Raw genomic sequence first — 14164 nt, 5'->3', positions numbered from 1 at the left:
CAGCCCCTCCTCGGCGCCACTGTCGCCGCAGCCCCGGCACGCCCGCCGGGGTGCGGCGGTGCGCGGCGCCACCGCCAGCGGTGAGCCGGGCGCCGGGGAGCACCCCGAGCGCCCCGGGCACCCCGGACGCACCGGGAGCCTGCGGCTCCCGGGCCGCGAGCGCGGTGCGGACGCCCTGGTCGCGCACGTCGACGCGGTGGTGCTCGCCTGCGACGGCGAGCGCTGGCTGCCCACCGCGCTGGACGCCCTGGACGCCCAGACGCGCACCCCGGACCGCGTGGTGCTGCTCGACGCCGCCTCCGCGGACGGCAGCGCCGCCCTGCTGGCGGCGCACGCCCGCCGCTCGCGGGTCCTCGGCGGTGCCCCTGCTGTCGGCGTGCTGCCCCTGCGGCGCCGCGCCGGCCTGCTGGACGCCGCGCGCGCGGCGCTGGCCGCCACCGACGCCACCGCGCTCACCGCCGGCCCGGCCTCCCCGCCCCTTGCGCGCCAGCACACCTCGGTGCCCGCGCCGCTGCGCTGGGTGTGGCTCCTCCACGACGACTGCGCCCCCGCCCCCGACGCGCTCGAGCAGCTGCTCGCCGCGGTGGAGGTGGCGCCCTCGGTGGGGGTCGCCGGCTGCAAGGTGGTCGACTGGCACGACGAGGGCCTGCTCCACCAGGTCGGCTTCAGCACCTCCGCCCTGGGGCGGCGCCTGACCGGCGTGGAGCACGGCGACCGCGACCAGGGCCAGCGCGACCACCGCGACGACGTCCTCGCGGTCTCCACCGCCGGCATGCTCGTGCGCCGGGACCTGCTGGAGCGCCTCGGCGGCGACCCCGCCCTGCCCGTGCTCGGCGAGGACCTCGACCTGTGCCGCCGCGCCCGGCTCGCCGGCTCGCGCGTCGTCGTCGTCCCCAGCGCCGTGGTGCGCCACGTCGACGCGACGCGGTCGGGGATGCGCGACACCCGCGCCGCCCGCGCCGTCCGCTGGACCGAGCGCCGCCACGAGGCGCACGCCCGCCTCGTGGCGGCAGCACCCGCCGCTCTGCCGCTGGTGGCCCTGGCCGTGCTGCTCGGCGGTCTCGCCCGCCTCCTCGTGCGCGTGGCGGCCAAGCAGCCCGACAGCGCCGGCGGGGAGCTCACCGCCGTCCTCGCCGCCCTGGCCCGCCCCGACCGGGTGCTCACCGCCCGCCGCGCCGCCGCCCGCACCGCGGTGCGCCCGCGCAGCTCCCTGAAACCGCTGCTCGTCCCGCGCCGGGAGGTGGTGCGCTGGCACCGCGACCGGTGGGCGCGCACCGGCATCGCCCCTGCCACCGGGGTGCTGCCGGTGGTGGCGGCCCGTGCCCTCGCCGCTGCCACCACCCCGCCGTCCGGTGTGCCGGTGGTCCGCCTCCCGGAGGTGCCCGCGCCGCGCGAGGCCGCTGACGCGCAGGGGTCCCGGACCGATCCGCTGGGAGCGGAGCCCGCCGGAGCCGGCGCCGCGACCGACGCCGACGCCCTCGCCCCGCGCCGCGGTCTCGGTGTGCTGCTTCCGCTGCTCGCGGCGCTCCTCGTGGTGGGCGCGGTGGCGCTGCACCCGCTGCTGGGCGCTCTGGCACCCGGCGCGCAGGTGACCGGCGGCGCCCTCGCCGCCGCCCCGGGGCTGGGCGACCTGTGGTCCGCCGCCCGCTCCGACTGGCAGCCGACGGGCCTGGGGGTGGCCGCCCCCGCCGACCCCTGGCTGTCCGCGCTGGCGCTGCTGGGCCTGCTCGCAGGCGGCTCCCCCCACCTGGCCGTGGTGGCCCTGCTGCTCCTCGCCCTGCCGCTGGCCGGCCTCGGCGGCTGGTGCGCCGCCGGCGCTGCCACCCGCTCCCGCCTGCTGCGGGCCACCGCCGCCCTGACCTGGGCCGGTGCCGCACCGCTGCTGGCCGCCTCGGGCACCGGGCGCGCGGGGGCGCTGCTCGCCCACCTCGCGCTGCCCTGGGCGGCCCTGGGCCTGGCGCGCGCCGCCACCGCGCCCGCCCGCCGCCCGGCCATGGCCGCCGGTGCCCTCGCGGGACTGGCGGGGGCGCTGGCCGTGGCCGGGGCGCCGCTGCTCCTGCTGCCGCTGCTGCTGGTGGTGGCGGTGGTGGCCGTCACGGCGCGGCGCTGGCCGGGAGCGGTGCTCTGGGCGGTGCTCGCCCCGCTGGCCGTCACGGGGCCGCTGCTCGCCCCCGCCCTCGCCGACCCGCGCGCGCTGCTCCTCGGGCCGGGGCTGCCGCTGGCCGCTCCGGCGGTGCCCCCGGTGCAGCTGCTGCTCGCCGACCCGGGCGCCGTCCTGGGCGACCCGGCGGCCGGGTCCGCCCTGGCCGCCCTCACAGGCGGTGCGCCCCTGGCCACCGCGCTGGTCACCGCGCTGGCCGCGCTGCCCGGGGCGGTGCTGGTGGTGCTGGCCCTGCTCGGCGCTGCTGCCCGCGGACCCCGGGCCCGGGCGGCGCGCACCGGGTGGTGGGCCGCTGGCGCCGGGCTCGTCGCCGCGGTGACGGCCGCGTCCGCCGGGGGCTGGGCCGGGCCCGCCACGAGCCTGGTGCTGCTGGGCCTGGGGACCGCCGCCCTCGCTCGCGCCCCCCGCGTGCTGCGGACGCCGCCTGCGGGACAGGACCTGGACGACGACGCCGTCGAGGACCCCACCGAAGGCGCCCTGGGCACCGAGGACGCCGGTCTCGGCGACGAGGTCGACAGCACCGCCCCGCGGCCGGGGCGCGGTGCCCGGTGGGCCGCGCTCGTCGCCGCGGTCGCGCTGGTCGGTCCGACGGGTCTGCTCGGCGCCTGGGCGCTGCAGCAGTCGGGCCACCCCGGGCTAGTCGCCGGCCGCCCCACCGACCAGGTGCCCGCCGTGGCCCTCGACGCCGCGCGCTCACCGGACGCCGTGAGCACCCTGCACCTGCGGGTCGACGACGACGGCGGCGTCCGCGCCCTCCTGCGCCGCGGTCCGCTGACGCTGGCGAGCACCTCGGTGGTCTCCGGGCTCGCCGCCGCGGGCAGTCCCGTGGCCGGGGCGAGCGCCACCGCGACCGGTGCCGCCGCTGACGGGGCGCTGCGCTCCGCGACGGCCCTGCTGGTGGCCGGCTCGGCCGACCCCCGCCCCGCTCTGGCCGACCTCGGCGTCGGCTACGTGCTCCTCGAACCCTCCGCCTCCGGGACGCAGGCGCAGGGGCAGGCGCAGGGCGCCGTTGCGCCGGCGCAGGGCGACGCCGCGCCGGCGGTGCCCGAGCGGGCCACCGCCCGGCTCGACGCGGTGGCCGGGCTCTCGCGCGCCGGCAGCACCGGCGCGGGGGTCCTCTACCGCGTGCTGCCGGCCAGCGGGGGCGGCGACACCGCCGCGGACCGCCCGGCCCGCGCGCGACTCCTGGCCTCCGACGGCACGGTGCTGGCGGCCCTGGCCTCCGACGGGCTGGACGTCGACGCGCAGGTGCCCCCCTCCGGCTCCTCGGACGGGGACGGTGCGGACGACCGCACCGCCGTCGTCGCCGAGCGCTCCGACAGCGGCTGGACCGCCCACCTGGACGGGCGCCGCCTCCCCGTCGTGACGGTGGACGGCTGGGCGCTCGGCGTGGAGGTGCCCCCCACCGGTGGCCACCTCGTCATCACCCGCGCAGCACCGGCCACCCTCGTCTGGGACTGGCTGCAGGGCGTGGTGCTGCTGCTCACCGCCATGGTGGCCGTGCCGGTGCCCGTCCGCGGACGGAGCCGGCGGTGAGCCGCGCCGGACGCGTCGCCGCCGCGCTCAGCGGACTGGGTGCCGCGGCGCTGGTGGCCGGGGGGCTGGCGCTGGGCGCCGTGGCGGCGCCCAGCGCCGCCCCGGGCGGCGGTCAGCGGAACGCGGCCGTGGAGGTGCCCGTGCCCGCCTCCGGGGCGCAGCTGGTGTGCCCCGGTGCCCCCGTGCCCGTCACCGGCGCCGAGGGCGGTGTCCGCCGCGGCAGCACCCCGAGCACCACGAGCGCCGCGAGCAGCGCCACGGGCCTGGTGCTGGCCAGCGGCGCTCCCGCGCTGACCGGCACGACGCTGCTGCAGCGCCCCAGCGCAGCGGCGGACGCCTCCACCCCCACCAGCGCGGCGTCGTCCTCCGCGTCGTCCTCCTCCTCTGCGTCGGCCTCGTCGTCGGCCCCGGGCGCGTCCACGGCGAAGGCCCTGGGCGACCTGCAGCGCGTCGAGGCGGACCCCTCCGCCGCGTCGGCCGGCGCCGCGACGTCGCTGGCGGCGGGCCCCGTGGACGGTCGCGCACCGCTGCTCGCCGGCGCCGCGACGTCCGTCACCACCTCCGGGGACCTGCGCGGCCTGTCCACGCCCGCCTGCGCGGCGCCGCAGGAGCAGACCTGGCTCGTGGGCGGCGGCACCGGGGTCGGGCGGTCCACCCGGCTGGTGCTCGCCGACGCGGCGCAGACCCCCACCACCGTCGACGTCACCGTGCTGACGGCGACCGGTGCGCAGCAGCCGAGCGCCCTGCAGGGGCTGTCGCTGGGACCCGGTGAGCAGCGGTCCGTGCTGCTCGAGGGGGTGCTCGAGAGCGTGGTCGACAGCGCGTCCGCGGGCGGCGCCGCGAGCACCTCGGGCGCCCCGCTGGCCGTGCAGGTCCGCTCCTCCGCCGGCCCGGTGGCCTCCTGGCTCGTCGAGTCCGTGCTCCACGGCCTGGTGCCCGGGGGCACCGAGGTGGTCGGGCCGGCCGCCGCGCCCGCCACCTCCCTGGTGGTCCCCGGCATCGCGGCCACCGGCTCGCAGCCGGCCGTGCTGCGCCTGGCCAACCCGGGCACCGACCCGGTGGTCGCGCGCTTCGCCGTGGTCGGCGCCTCGGGCGCGAGCGTCCCCGCGGGGACCGCTCCCGCCACGGCCGTGCCACCGCAGTCGGTGGTCGACGTGCCGCTGCCGGGGCTGCCCTCGGGGGGCGTGGCGCTCTCGGTGCAGGCGGACGGGCCCGTGCTCGCCGGTGTCCGCACCGACACCGCGCCCACCGGGGACGGGACCCAGCCCGGTGACCTCGCCTGGACCGCGGCCACCCCGCCGCTGTCCGGGCCCACCCTCGTGGCGCTGCCCCCCGCGGCGCGGCAGGGCCGCCAGGGCAGCCTGACCACCCCCGACGTCCGCCTCGTGCTGAGCTCGCGCGGCGCCTCGCAGGTGGACGTCGCGGTGGTCGGTGCCGACGGGCGCGCCAGCGCGGCGCGGCGGGTGGAGCTGCCGGCGTCCACCACCACGGCCGCCGACGTCGACGACCTCGCCCGCACCGCCGGCGCCCAGGGCAGCCCCGTGGCGCTGCTCCTCACGCCGGTCGCACCCGCCCAGCCGTCCGGGCAGACGTCAGGTCAGACGTCAGGGCGGGACGCCGACGGCGCCGGTCAGGTGGTCGCCGCGCTCACCGCGCGCGTCCCCGCGCCGGCCGGCGGTGGGGGAGACCTCGTCTCGGCGGCGCCCGTGGGCGGCGGCGCGGCCGCGCCGTCGTCGGTGGCGGTGACGCTCAGCGGTCCCTGAGCGGCGGCCGCTGGGCGGCGTCGCCGCGCTCGAGGACGTCGAGCAGGGCGTCCTCCCGGGCCGCCTGCGCCGCGTCGGCACGGGCCCAGCGTCGGCAGGCGTGCAGCAGCAGCGGCGCCGCCACCACCTCGGCCACCACCACCAGGAGCGTGCCGCCGAGCAGCTGGTCCTGGTCGGCCGGCATCGCTCCGGGCGACCGGTGGGCGGCGTACCACCCCCCGGCGACCGCCGCGCCGCTCACGCCCACCACGAGGCCCGGCACCGCGTCGACCAGCGCGTCGACGAAGGCGAGCAGCACCCGCAGCCCCGCGGCGCCGGCGGTCTCACCGGCGGCGCCCTCGTCAGCCCCGAACACCGGCACGGCGAACAGCGTCCCCACCGCCACCAGGGCCAGTCCCGTGACGGAGCGGACGGCCCCGGAGCGCAGCGTCGCCGCCCACCAGGGGCTCAGGAACAGGGCCAGCTGCAGCGCCACACCCGCCAGCGCGCCCACCACGGGCACGGCCAGCGCCCCGCCCAGCAGGCGCCGCAGCCGCCCCCGCGGCACGCGGCCCGCGTCGTCGTCCGGGGCGGTCCGGGGCACGCCCGCCAGGCGCAGCAGCCTCAGCGGGTCGCCCAGCGCCAGCCCCGCGGGGACGACGACGAGCAGCACCGCGCTGGCCAGCGCCCCCGGCCAGAACGCCACCGCGCGGTAGACGGCGAGGAACGAGCAGCTGGCCAGCACCAGCGCCCCCGGGCCCGCCACGGCGCCCACCGCGGTGCGCCACCACGGCCAGCGGTGGCCCCGGCGCCGCGCGCGGCGCACCAGCCACAGCTGCCCGGCCGCCAGCAGCAGCGCCAGGGCCACGGCCGCCGGGTCGAGCGTCCACGTCGCCGCGGCGGTGGCGGGCGTCAGCGGCGCGAGCATCAGTCGTCGTCGGGGCGGTAGCGGGGGTCGACCTGCTCCGGGGTCATGCCCGTGGCGGCGGCCACCTGCTCCACCACCACCTCGTGGACGAGGGCGGCGAGGTCGGCCTCGTCCGTGCCGCGCGTCTCCAGCGGACGGCGGTACAGCACGATCCGCGCCCGCTGCGTGCGGGTGGCCGGGAAGAACCGGCCCAGCGCCACCTCGGGGCGCTCCCAGGCGGCGGAGTCACCGGGTGGCACGTCCTCCACCGCGAACTCGATGGCGGCCATCGGCTCGGCCCACCGGCGCTCCAGGCGCTCGACCGCGTCCAGGACGACGTCGTCGAAGCGCTCGGCGCGGGTGCGGGTGCCGGGCAGCTCCGGCGGCATGAGGGGACCGCGCAGCCCGCGGCCGTGGCGGTCGCGGCGGCGGCGTCGGACTCCGCGGGCGCTGGGCACCACCCGACCCTAGACAGAGACCCCGGGGTGCGGCGACGCGCCCGGGATCGTGACGACCCGAACACGGCGAGTCGCGGCGAATGCCCGTCCGGGGGAGCGGGCAGGAGTACCGTCTGGACATGGCGTCGCGACGGTGCAGCAGGACAGGGTGCGGAGCTCCCGCGATCGCCACCCTCACGTACGTGTACGCCGACTCCACGGCCGTGCTGGGGCCGCTCGCGCTGTCCGCGGAGCCCCACTGCTACGACCTGTGCTCGGCCCACGCCGAGCGGCTCACCGCTCCCCGCGGGTGGGAGGTCGTCCGGCTCCAGCCGGAGGCGTACGAGCACCGGCAGAGCCACGACGACCTGCTGGCGCTCGCGGACGCGGTCCGCGAGGCCGCCCGCCCGGCCCCCGAGCCGGTGCCGGCGCGCGAGCCTGTCGCGGTCGGCACCCCCGCCGGGAGCGGCCCGGGCCGCCGCGGGCACCTGCGGGTGCTGCGGGACTGATCCTCGGGACCCCCTGACGCGGCTGAGCCCCGTCGAGCGCGTGCTCGACGGGGCTCAGCGCTGCGGGGCCGTGGGGCGCTGCGGGGCTGCGGGACTGACGAACGCGTCAGCCCCGGCTGCGCTCCAGCACCTCGGTGATGGTCAGCGTGGTGTCCTGCGCGTCCCACTGGCGGTGCTCGCAGCCGCGGCAGGAGCTGAAGCGGACGGCGGTGCCGTCGGTCAGCGTCATCGAGAGCACCGTGAGCTGGTCGGCGCCGCACGCCGGGCACGCGGGGCGTGCGGACGTGGCCTGCAGCAGCGACCCCAGCGGCGCGGCGGTGGCGCCTGCGCGGCGACGGCGGCGCGGAGCACCGGCCGGTCCCGCCGGGCTGCCGCCCGCGGCGGCGATGGTCGGGGTGGACGGCAGGGTGGTGGTGGTGTGGACCACGGTCCTCCTCGGCGGGGAAGTGCCAGGGTGCGCCGCTGGTCAGCGCGGGTGCTCGCGCTGCGGCAGTCATCCCATCGGCTCAGCGGACTGCTCCCTGAGGGGTTCGGTGGGCCCACCCGGGTGCGGTCGACCTGACGAGTGGGGCGGGGTCGTGGCTACGCTTCCTGGTCGTGCCGACCCAGCGGATCGACCTGGCCACCATCGTCAAGGCGTACGACGTCCGGGGCCTCGCCCCCGAGCAGCTCGACGAGACGGTGGCCCACGCCCTCGGAGCTGCCGCCGCCGACGTCCTCGGAGTCGCCGGTCGCGCCGGCCGCCCCGGTGGGACCCTCGTCATCGGGCACGACATGCGCCCGACCAGCCCGCTCCTCGTCGACGCCTTCGCGCGCGGCGTCACCGACCGCGGCGGCGACGTGCTCGTCATCGGCCTGTGCTCCACCGACGGCCTGTACTTCGCCTCGGGCCACCTCGACGCCCCCGGGGCGATGTTCACCGCCAGCCACAACCCGGCCGCCTACAACGGCATCAAGATGTGCTTCGCCGGCGCCAAGCCCGTCGGCACCGGCACCGGCCTGGACGACGTGCGGACGCTGGCCCAGCAGTACCTCGACTCCGGGGAGCTGCCGCCCGCGGCAGCCCCCGGCTCCCGCAGCGACCGCGCGCTGCTCGCCGAGTACGCCGCGCACCTGCGCTCCCTGGTGGACCTGTCGGGCTCCCGCCCGCTGAAGGTGGTCGTCGACGCCGGCAACGGCATGGCGGGCCTGACCGCCCCCGCCGTGCTCGGCACGGAGGCCGGGCTGCCCGCGCTCCCGCTCGACGTCGTCCCGATGTACTTCGAGCTGGACGGCACCTTCCCGAACCACGAGGCGAACCCGCTCGAGCCCGCCAACCTCGTCGACCTGCAGCGGGCCGTCGTGGAGCACGGCGCCGACATCGGCCTCGCCTTCGACGGCGACGCCGACCGCGTCTTCGTGGTCGACGAGCGCGGCGAGCCGGTGAGCCCGTCCGCCGTCACCGCGATGGTCGCCCTGCGCGAGCTGGCCAAGCACCCGGGCGCCACCGTGCTCCACAACCTCATCTGCTCGCGCGCCGTGCCGGAGCAGATCACCGCCGCCGGTGGCGTCCCGGTGCGCACCCGCGTCGGCCACTCCTTCATCAAGGCCGAGATGGCCCGCACCGGAGCCGTCTTCGGCGGGGAGCACTCCGCGCACTTCTACTTCACGGACTTCTGGGGCGCCGACACCGGCATGCTCGCCGCGATGCACGTGCTCGCCGCCCTCGGCGAGCAGCCCGGCGCGCTGTCGGCGCTGGTCGCCGACTACGACCCGTACACCGCCAGCGGCGAGGTCAACTCCACCGTCACCGACGTGGCCGGGACCACGGCGGCCGTGCGCGCGACCTGGGAGGCCCGCGGCGGCGTCGTCGACACCATGGACGGCCTGACCATCTCCTCGCCCGAGGGGGAGAGCCCGATGTGGTGGTTCAACCTGCGCCCCTCCAACACCGAGCCGCTGCTGCGCCTCAACGCCGAGGGCGCGGACACCGCCACCATGGAGCGCGTGCGCGACGAGGTGCTGGCCCAGGTCCGCGGCGGGGTCGCCTGATGGCCGCGACCGCCGGTGGCGAGCCGTGGCGCGAGGCGTGGGTCCGCTCGCTCCTGCGCTGCCCGGTCGACGGGGCCGAGCTGCGCGACGTCGCGCTCGCCGACGAGGTCGAGGGGCTGGCGTGCACCGACGCGGGGCACCGCGTGGCCTACCCGGTCATCGACGGCGTGCCGGTGCTCTTGGCCGACGACGCCGTGCCCCTGAGCTGACCGCGCCCAGCGCGCCCTGACCAGACCCGCACCTTCCCCCGGGAGCCCGCGATGATCGACGAAGCCCTCCTCGACGACCCCGCCGGCCTCGAGGCCGGAGATCCGCTCGGCGTGCTCCGTGCCCTGGCCGGCGCCGGCGCGCAGGTGCGCCGCGCCACCGACCACGCCCTCGAGTCGGGCATCGCGCGGCTCGACCCCTCCGACCGACCGCGCGCCGTCCTCGTGGCGGCCCGCGGCGGCTCGGAGGTGGTGGCGGACGCCGTCACCGCCCTCGCCGGAGCCGCGTCACCGGTGCCGGTGATCTCCCGCACCGGTGACGTGCTGCCCGGATGGGTGGGCCCGCTGGACATGGTGGTGTCCGTCTCGCTGTCCGGGTCCCAGAGCCCGGCGATCCCCGTGGTCGCCGAGGCAGGACGACGAGGGGCGCGCGTGCTCACCGTCTCCCGCGAGGGCTCGGCGCTCGCCCGCGTCAGCCAGCAGGTGCGCGGCCTGCACGTGGAGACCCCCTCACCGGGGCGCGACGCCGTCGCGGTGCCCACCACGCGCACGGCGCTGTGGTCGCTGCTGACGCCGGTGCTGCTGGCCTTCGACCGGCTGGGGCTCCTGGCCGCCGGCCCGTCCGAGCTCGCGGCCCTCGCCGACGTCCTCGACGAGGAGGCCCGCGAGGACCGCCCGTCCTCGGACACCTTCGTCAACCCCGCCAAGACCCTCGCGGTCGAGCTGGACGGCTCGGTGCCGGTGGTGCTCGGCGACGGGCCCGTGTCCGCCGTGGCCGCGCGCCGCGCCGCCACCGTGCTCGCCCGCTCCGCGCGCGTCCCGGCGCTGGCCGGGACCCTCCCCGACGACGCCGGCGACGTGGTCGCCACCTTCGGCGGCCCGTTCGCCACCACCGCTGACGACGTCTTCGCGGACCCGTTCCTCGACGGCCCGGGCGGCCCCAAGCTGCGGCTCATGCTGCTGCGCGAGATGGAGGCGCCCGCCAGCTCCGCCGTCGTCGCCATCGCCGAGCGCGCCGGGGTGCGCGTCTCCCAGGTGTCGGTGCAGGGGGAGACGCCGCTCCAGCGGCTCGGGCTGCTCATCGCCCGCACGGACTTCGCCGCCACCTACCTGGCGCTGGGGTCGGGCACCGACCCCGGCTCCAGCCCGCACGTGGCCGACCTGCGCGACGCCCTGCGGTAGGGCGCCGCGCAGGCCGCGGCCGCACGGGGGAGGGCTGTCAGAAGCGGAAGACGGCCACGTCGGTGCGCAGGTCGGACGCCCTCCGGGCGAGCTCCTCCACGGCCGTGCCCGTGTGCGCCAGCGCCGAGCTGGTCGCGGACGCCGCGCGGGTGACCCCGGCGATGTTGGCGGCGATCTGGTCGGTGCCGCCGGCGGCCTCCGCCACGGCCCGGGACATCTCCTGGGTGGTGGCGGTCTGCTCCTCGACCGCCGAGGCGATGGCGGTCTGGTAGCCGGAGATCCGCTCGATGACGCCGGCGATCCCGGCGATCGCCTCGGCGGCGCCGGAGGAGTCCTGCTGGATGGCCTCCACCCGCCGCACGATGTCCTCCGTGGCCCGGGCCGTGCCCTGCGCGAGCTCCTTGACCTCCGTGGCCACCACCGCGAAGCCCTTGCCGGCCTCTCCGGCGCGGGCGGCCTCGATGGTCGCGTTGAGGGCCAGCAGGTTGGTCTGCTCGGCGATGGAGGTGATGACCTTGACGACGTCGCCGATCTCCCGGCTCGAGGCGCCCAGGCGCAGCACCGTGTCGTTCGCGGCGCTCGCGGCGCGCACGGCCGTCGAGGCCACCTGCGTCGCCTCGGACGTGGACCTGGCGATCTCCCGGATGGCCGCGCCCATCTCCTCCGCACCGGCCGCCACGGTCTGCACGCTGCCGGCCACCTCGGTGGCGGCGCCGCTGACCACGCCGGACTGGACGCTCGTCTCGTCGGCCGAGGCGCCGACCCGCGTCGTCGTCGTCGAGAGCTCGGCGGACGCCGCGGCCACGGCGTCCGCCGAGCTGACCACGGACCCCATGACGGTGCGCAGCGAGGTCATGGCCCGTCCCAGCGCCTCGGCGGTCGCCCCCAGCTCGTCGCGGCTGGTCACGGCCGGCGCGGCGGTGAGGTCACCGGAGGCCAGCGCCTCCACCGAGGCGCGCACGGCCCTCACGGTGCGGAGCACCCGCCGGACCACGACGAGGGCGACCGCCCCGGCGGTGAGCACGCCGAGCACGAGCGCGAGCCACATGACCAGCTCGGCGCGCGCGGCCGTCGCGGCGCCCTGGGCGTTCACGGCGGCGGCGCGGTCCCGGGTGCCGTCGGCCTCCGCCTGGATGTCGTCCATCACCACGTCCACGGCGTCCTGCAGCGGGCCCGTGACCACGGTGCCGACGTCCGCGAGCCTGCCGGCGTCGGCCGCGGGGACCAGCTGTCCGGTGGCGACGGCGTAGTAGGCGGCGAGGTCGTCGCCGAGCTTCTTCGCGCTCGCCGGGTCGTCCGCGACCTCCTGGTAGGCGCTCAGCGTGGAGTCGAGCTTCGTCCTGCGCTCGGCCAGCTCCGCGGTGAGGTCCTTGCGGCGGCCCGCGTCGAGCAGGCCGTAGGAGGCGTACCTGGCCCGGTCGCCCTGGTAGGCGCGCTGCAGGTCGTTGAGGCGGCTCATCGGCACGACGGTCTCGGAGTACAGGTGCTGCTGGCCCCGCTCGAGCGCGTGCAGCCGGTCCACGGCGAGGATCGTCAGGCCGGTGCTGACCAGGCCGAGCACGGCGAGGGACGCGCCGAGCTTGACGGCCAGCGGCGCGTCGGAGAGGCGGCGGGCGGGAGGAGCGGTCGTCACGGGACCCCCTGGTGGCGTGCGTCGCTGCGAGAGGCCCGGCAGTGGACCTCACCGCGGAGATCGGCACCCGCTGCGGCCCCCTTGAGCGTCGGACCCTCGGCGCGTCCGCGATCTCGGGCGTAGCATGGAGTGGTCCGGCGTCGGTGCTGACCGAGGCCCAGAGGGGCCGCGCCGGCAGGTCATCGACACGGCCGCCGCCCCCAGGTGCTGCGGCCACCGTCGCTCACCCGACCCTCTGGAGACCCCTGTGACTGTGCAGCACCGCGTCCGCGACCTCTCCCTGGCCGAGGCCGGCCGCCACCAGATCCGCCTCGCCGAGCACGAGATGCCGGGCCTCATGGCCCTGCGCGAGCGCTACTCCGCCTCGAAGCCGCTGGCCGGGGCGCGCATCGCCGGATCCATCCACATGACCGTGCAGACGGCCGTGCTCATCGAGACCCTGGTGGCGATCGGCGCCGAGGTCCGCTGGGCCAGCTGCAACATCTTCTCCACGGACGACGCCGCCGCGGCGGCCGTCGTCGTCGGCCTCCCCGAGCACGGCGGCACCCCCGCCGACCCGAAGGGCGTGCCGGTGTTCGCCTGGAAGGGCGAGACCCTCGCGGAGTACTGGGAGTGCACCGACGAGATCTTCCGCTGGGAGGGGCACGACGGCCCCAACATGATCCTCGACGACGGCGGAGACGCCACCCTCCTCGTCCACAAGGGCGTCGAGTTCGAGGCGGCCGGCGCCGTGCCGCAGCCCACGGACGACGACAACGAGGAGTACCGCGTCATCCTCGAGGTGCTGCGCCGCTCCGTCGCCTCCGACGGCTCGCGCTTCACGCGCATGGCGCCCGGCATCCGCGGCGTCACCGAGGAGACCACCACCGGCGTGCACCGCCTCTACGAGATGCAGCGCGCGGGCACCCTGCTCTTCCCGGCGATGAACGTCAACGACGCCGTCACCAAGAGCAAGTTCGACAACACCTACGGGGTGCGCCACTCGCTGGTGGACGGCATCAACCGCGCCACCGACGTCCTCATCGGCGGCAAGACGGCCGTGGTCTGCGGCTACGGCGACGTCGGCAAGGGCTCCGCGGAGTCGCTGCGCGGCCAGGGCGCCCGCGTGCTCGTCACCGAGGCCGACCCGATCTGCGCGCTGCAGGCCGCGATGGACGGCTACCAGGTGGTGCGCCTGGAGGATGTGCTCGACGAGGCGCACTTCGTCATCACGGCCACCGGCTGCAAGGACGTGGTGACGGCCGAGCACCTGTCCAAGCTGCGCGACAAGGCCGTGGTCGGCAACGTCGGCCACTTCGACAACGAGATCGACATGGCGGGCCTCGCGCGGATCCCGGGCGTCACGCGCCAGGAGATCAAGCCGCAGGTCCACGAGTGGGTCTTCCCCGACGGCCACTCGGTCATCGTGCTGTCGGAGGGGCGCCTGCTGAACCTCGGCAACGCGACCGGGCACCCCTCGTTCGTCATGTCGAACTCCTTCTCGGACCAGACGATCGCCCAGATCGAGCTGTTCACCAAGCCCGAGGAGTACTCCACCGCCGTCCACCTGCTGCCCAAGCACCTGGACGAGGAGGTCGCGCGCCTGCACCTCGAGGCGCTCGGCGCCAAGCTCACCGAGCTGACCAAGGCGCAGGCCGAGTACCTCGGCGTGGACGTGGCCGGCCCGTACAAGCCGGACCACTACAAGTACTGAGCGGCTGCTCGACCAGCTGACGCGTCCCGGCGGGCCGCTCCCTCACCGCGAGGGGGCGGCCCGCCGTCGTCGTCCTGCGCCCCGCCCCGCGTCCGGGACCGCAGCCGGAGGCCCGGCTGCGGTCAGG

Annotated in this window: 11 protein-coding genes; 7 read left to right on the top strand and 4 right to left on the bottom strand. The window is 77.9% G+C overall.

Features of this window, described 5'->3' with window-relative positions; all coding sequences use genetic code 11:
• The first annotated feature begins 58 nt into the window (after positions 1–58).
• Together H7K62_RS14280 and H7K62_RS14275 are read left to right on the top strand one after the other, a co-directional pair.
• Positions 59–3697, top strand: a complete 3639-nt coding sequence (locus H7K62_RS14280) for a glycosyltransferase (protein ID WP_186719406.1) — start codon at positions 59–61, stop codon at positions 3695–3697.
• Positions 3694–5460 (top strand): DUF5719 family protein, encoded by a 1767-nt coding sequence (locus tag H7K62_RS14275; protein WP_186719404.1) that lies wholly within the window; start codon positions 3694–3696, stop codon positions 5458–5460. Before H7K62_RS14280 ends, H7K62_RS14275 begins: the two co-directional genes overlap by 4 nt.
• On the opposite strand, the gene H7K62_RS14270 is transcribed toward H7K62_RS14275, so the two are convergent.
• Together H7K62_RS14270 and H7K62_RS14265 are read right to left on the bottom strand one after the other, a co-directional pair.
• Positions 5447–6367, bottom strand: a complete 921-nt coding sequence (locus H7K62_RS14270; protein ID WP_186719402.1) for a cytochrome c oxidase assembly protein — start codon at positions 6365–6367, stop codon at positions 5447–5449. The genes H7K62_RS14275 and H7K62_RS14270 overlap by 14 nt on opposite strands.
• The gene (locus tag H7K62_RS14265; RefSeq protein ID WP_370591784.1) at positions 6367–6804 is read right to left on the bottom strand and encodes a metallopeptidase family protein; all 438 of its coding nucleotides are present in this window, start codon (positions 6802–6804) and stop codon (positions 6367–6369) included. Before H7K62_RS14265 ends, H7K62_RS14270 begins: the two co-directional genes overlap by 1 nt.
• An 80-nt stretch (positions 6805–6884) precedes the next feature.
• Between H7K62_RS14265 and H7K62_RS14260 the strand changes: the two genes are divergently transcribed.
• Positions 6885–7292 (top strand): DUF3499 domain-containing protein, encoded by a 408-nt coding sequence (locus H7K62_RS14260; protein WP_222437619.1) that lies wholly within the window; start codon positions 6885–6887, stop codon positions 7290–7292.
• A gap of 106 nt (positions 7293–7398) precedes the next feature.
• Here H7K62_RS14260 and H7K62_RS14255 read toward each other — a convergent pair whose 3' ends face one another.
• Positions 7399–7719 carry a hypothetical protein gene (locus H7K62_RS14255; RefSeq protein ID WP_186719395.1) on the bottom strand — a complete coding sequence of 107 codons (321 nt, stop codon included), beginning with the start codon at positions 7717–7719 and terminating at the stop codon, positions 7399–7401.
• A gap of 170 nt (positions 7720–7889) precedes the next feature.
• Between H7K62_RS14255 and H7K62_RS14250 the strand changes: the two genes are divergently transcribed.
• From H7K62_RS14250 to H7K62_RS14240, 3 genes are read left to right on the top strand one after another with little or no spacing between them, the layout of a single operon-like run.
• The gene (locus tag H7K62_RS14250) at positions 7890–9323 is read left to right on the top strand and encodes a phosphomannomutase/phosphoglucomutase (protein ID WP_370591783.1); all 1434 of its coding nucleotides are present in this window, start codon (positions 7890–7892) and stop codon (positions 9321–9323) included.
• Entirely contained in the window at positions 9323–9532 is a 210-nt protein-coding gene (locus H7K62_RS14245; RefSeq protein ID WP_186719394.1) for a Trm112 family protein, read from the top strand. Before H7K62_RS14250 ends, H7K62_RS14245 begins: the two co-directional genes overlap by 1 nt.
• A 51-nt stretch (positions 9533–9583) precedes the next feature.
• A complete protein-coding gene (locus H7K62_RS14240) occupies positions 9584–10711 on the top strand; it encodes an SIS domain-containing protein (RefSeq protein WP_186719393.1) in 1128 nt (375 codons plus the stop codon).
• Positions 10712–10748: 37 nt separating this feature from the next.
• Here H7K62_RS14240 and H7K62_RS24025 read toward each other — a convergent pair whose 3' ends face one another.
• Positions 10749–12344 carry a methyl-accepting chemotaxis protein gene (locus H7K62_RS24025; protein WP_186719391.1) on the bottom strand — a complete coding sequence of 532 codons (1596 nt, stop codon included), beginning with the start codon at positions 12342–12344 and terminating at the stop codon, positions 10749–10751.
• Positions 12345–12591: 247 nt separating this feature from the next.
• On the opposite strand from H7K62_RS24025, the gene ahcY reads away from it, so the two are divergent.
• Positions 12592–14037: an adenosylhomocysteinase gene (gene ahcY / locus H7K62_RS14230; protein WP_370591782.1), complete on the top strand. Its 1446-nt coding sequence runs from the start codon at positions 12592–12594 to the stop codon at positions 14035–14037.
• The last annotated feature ends 127 nt before the right edge of the window (positions 14038–14164 follow it).

Origin of the sequence: Quadrisphaera sp. RL12-1S (assembly GCF_014270065.1) — a bacterium.
GTDB lineage: Bacteria > Actinomycetota > Actinomycetes > Actinomycetales > Quadrisphaeraceae > Quadrisphaera.
The sequence above is the reverse complement of the archived record's forward strand: the minus strand, read 5'-3'. Positions and strand labels throughout refer to the sequence as shown.

Bases quoted from the DNA above. Each gene is read 5' to 3' on its own strand.
- H7K62_RS14270 (WP_186719402.1), bottom strand. From the start codon at position 6,367: ATGCTCGCGCCGCTGACGCCCGCCACCGCCGCGGCGACGTGGACGCTC.
- H7K62_RS14260 (WP_222437619.1), top strand. From the start codon at position 6,885: ATGCCCGTCCGGGGGAGCGGGCAGGAGTACCGTCTGGACATGGCGTCG.
- H7K62_RS14245 (WP_186719394.1), top strand. From the start codon at position 9,323: ATGGCCGCGACCGCCGGTGGCGAGCCGTGGCGCGAGGCGTGGGTCCGC.
- H7K62_RS14240 (WP_186719393.1), top strand. From the start codon at position 9,584: ATGATCGACGAAGCCCTCCTCGACGACCCCGCCGGCCTCGAGGCCGGA.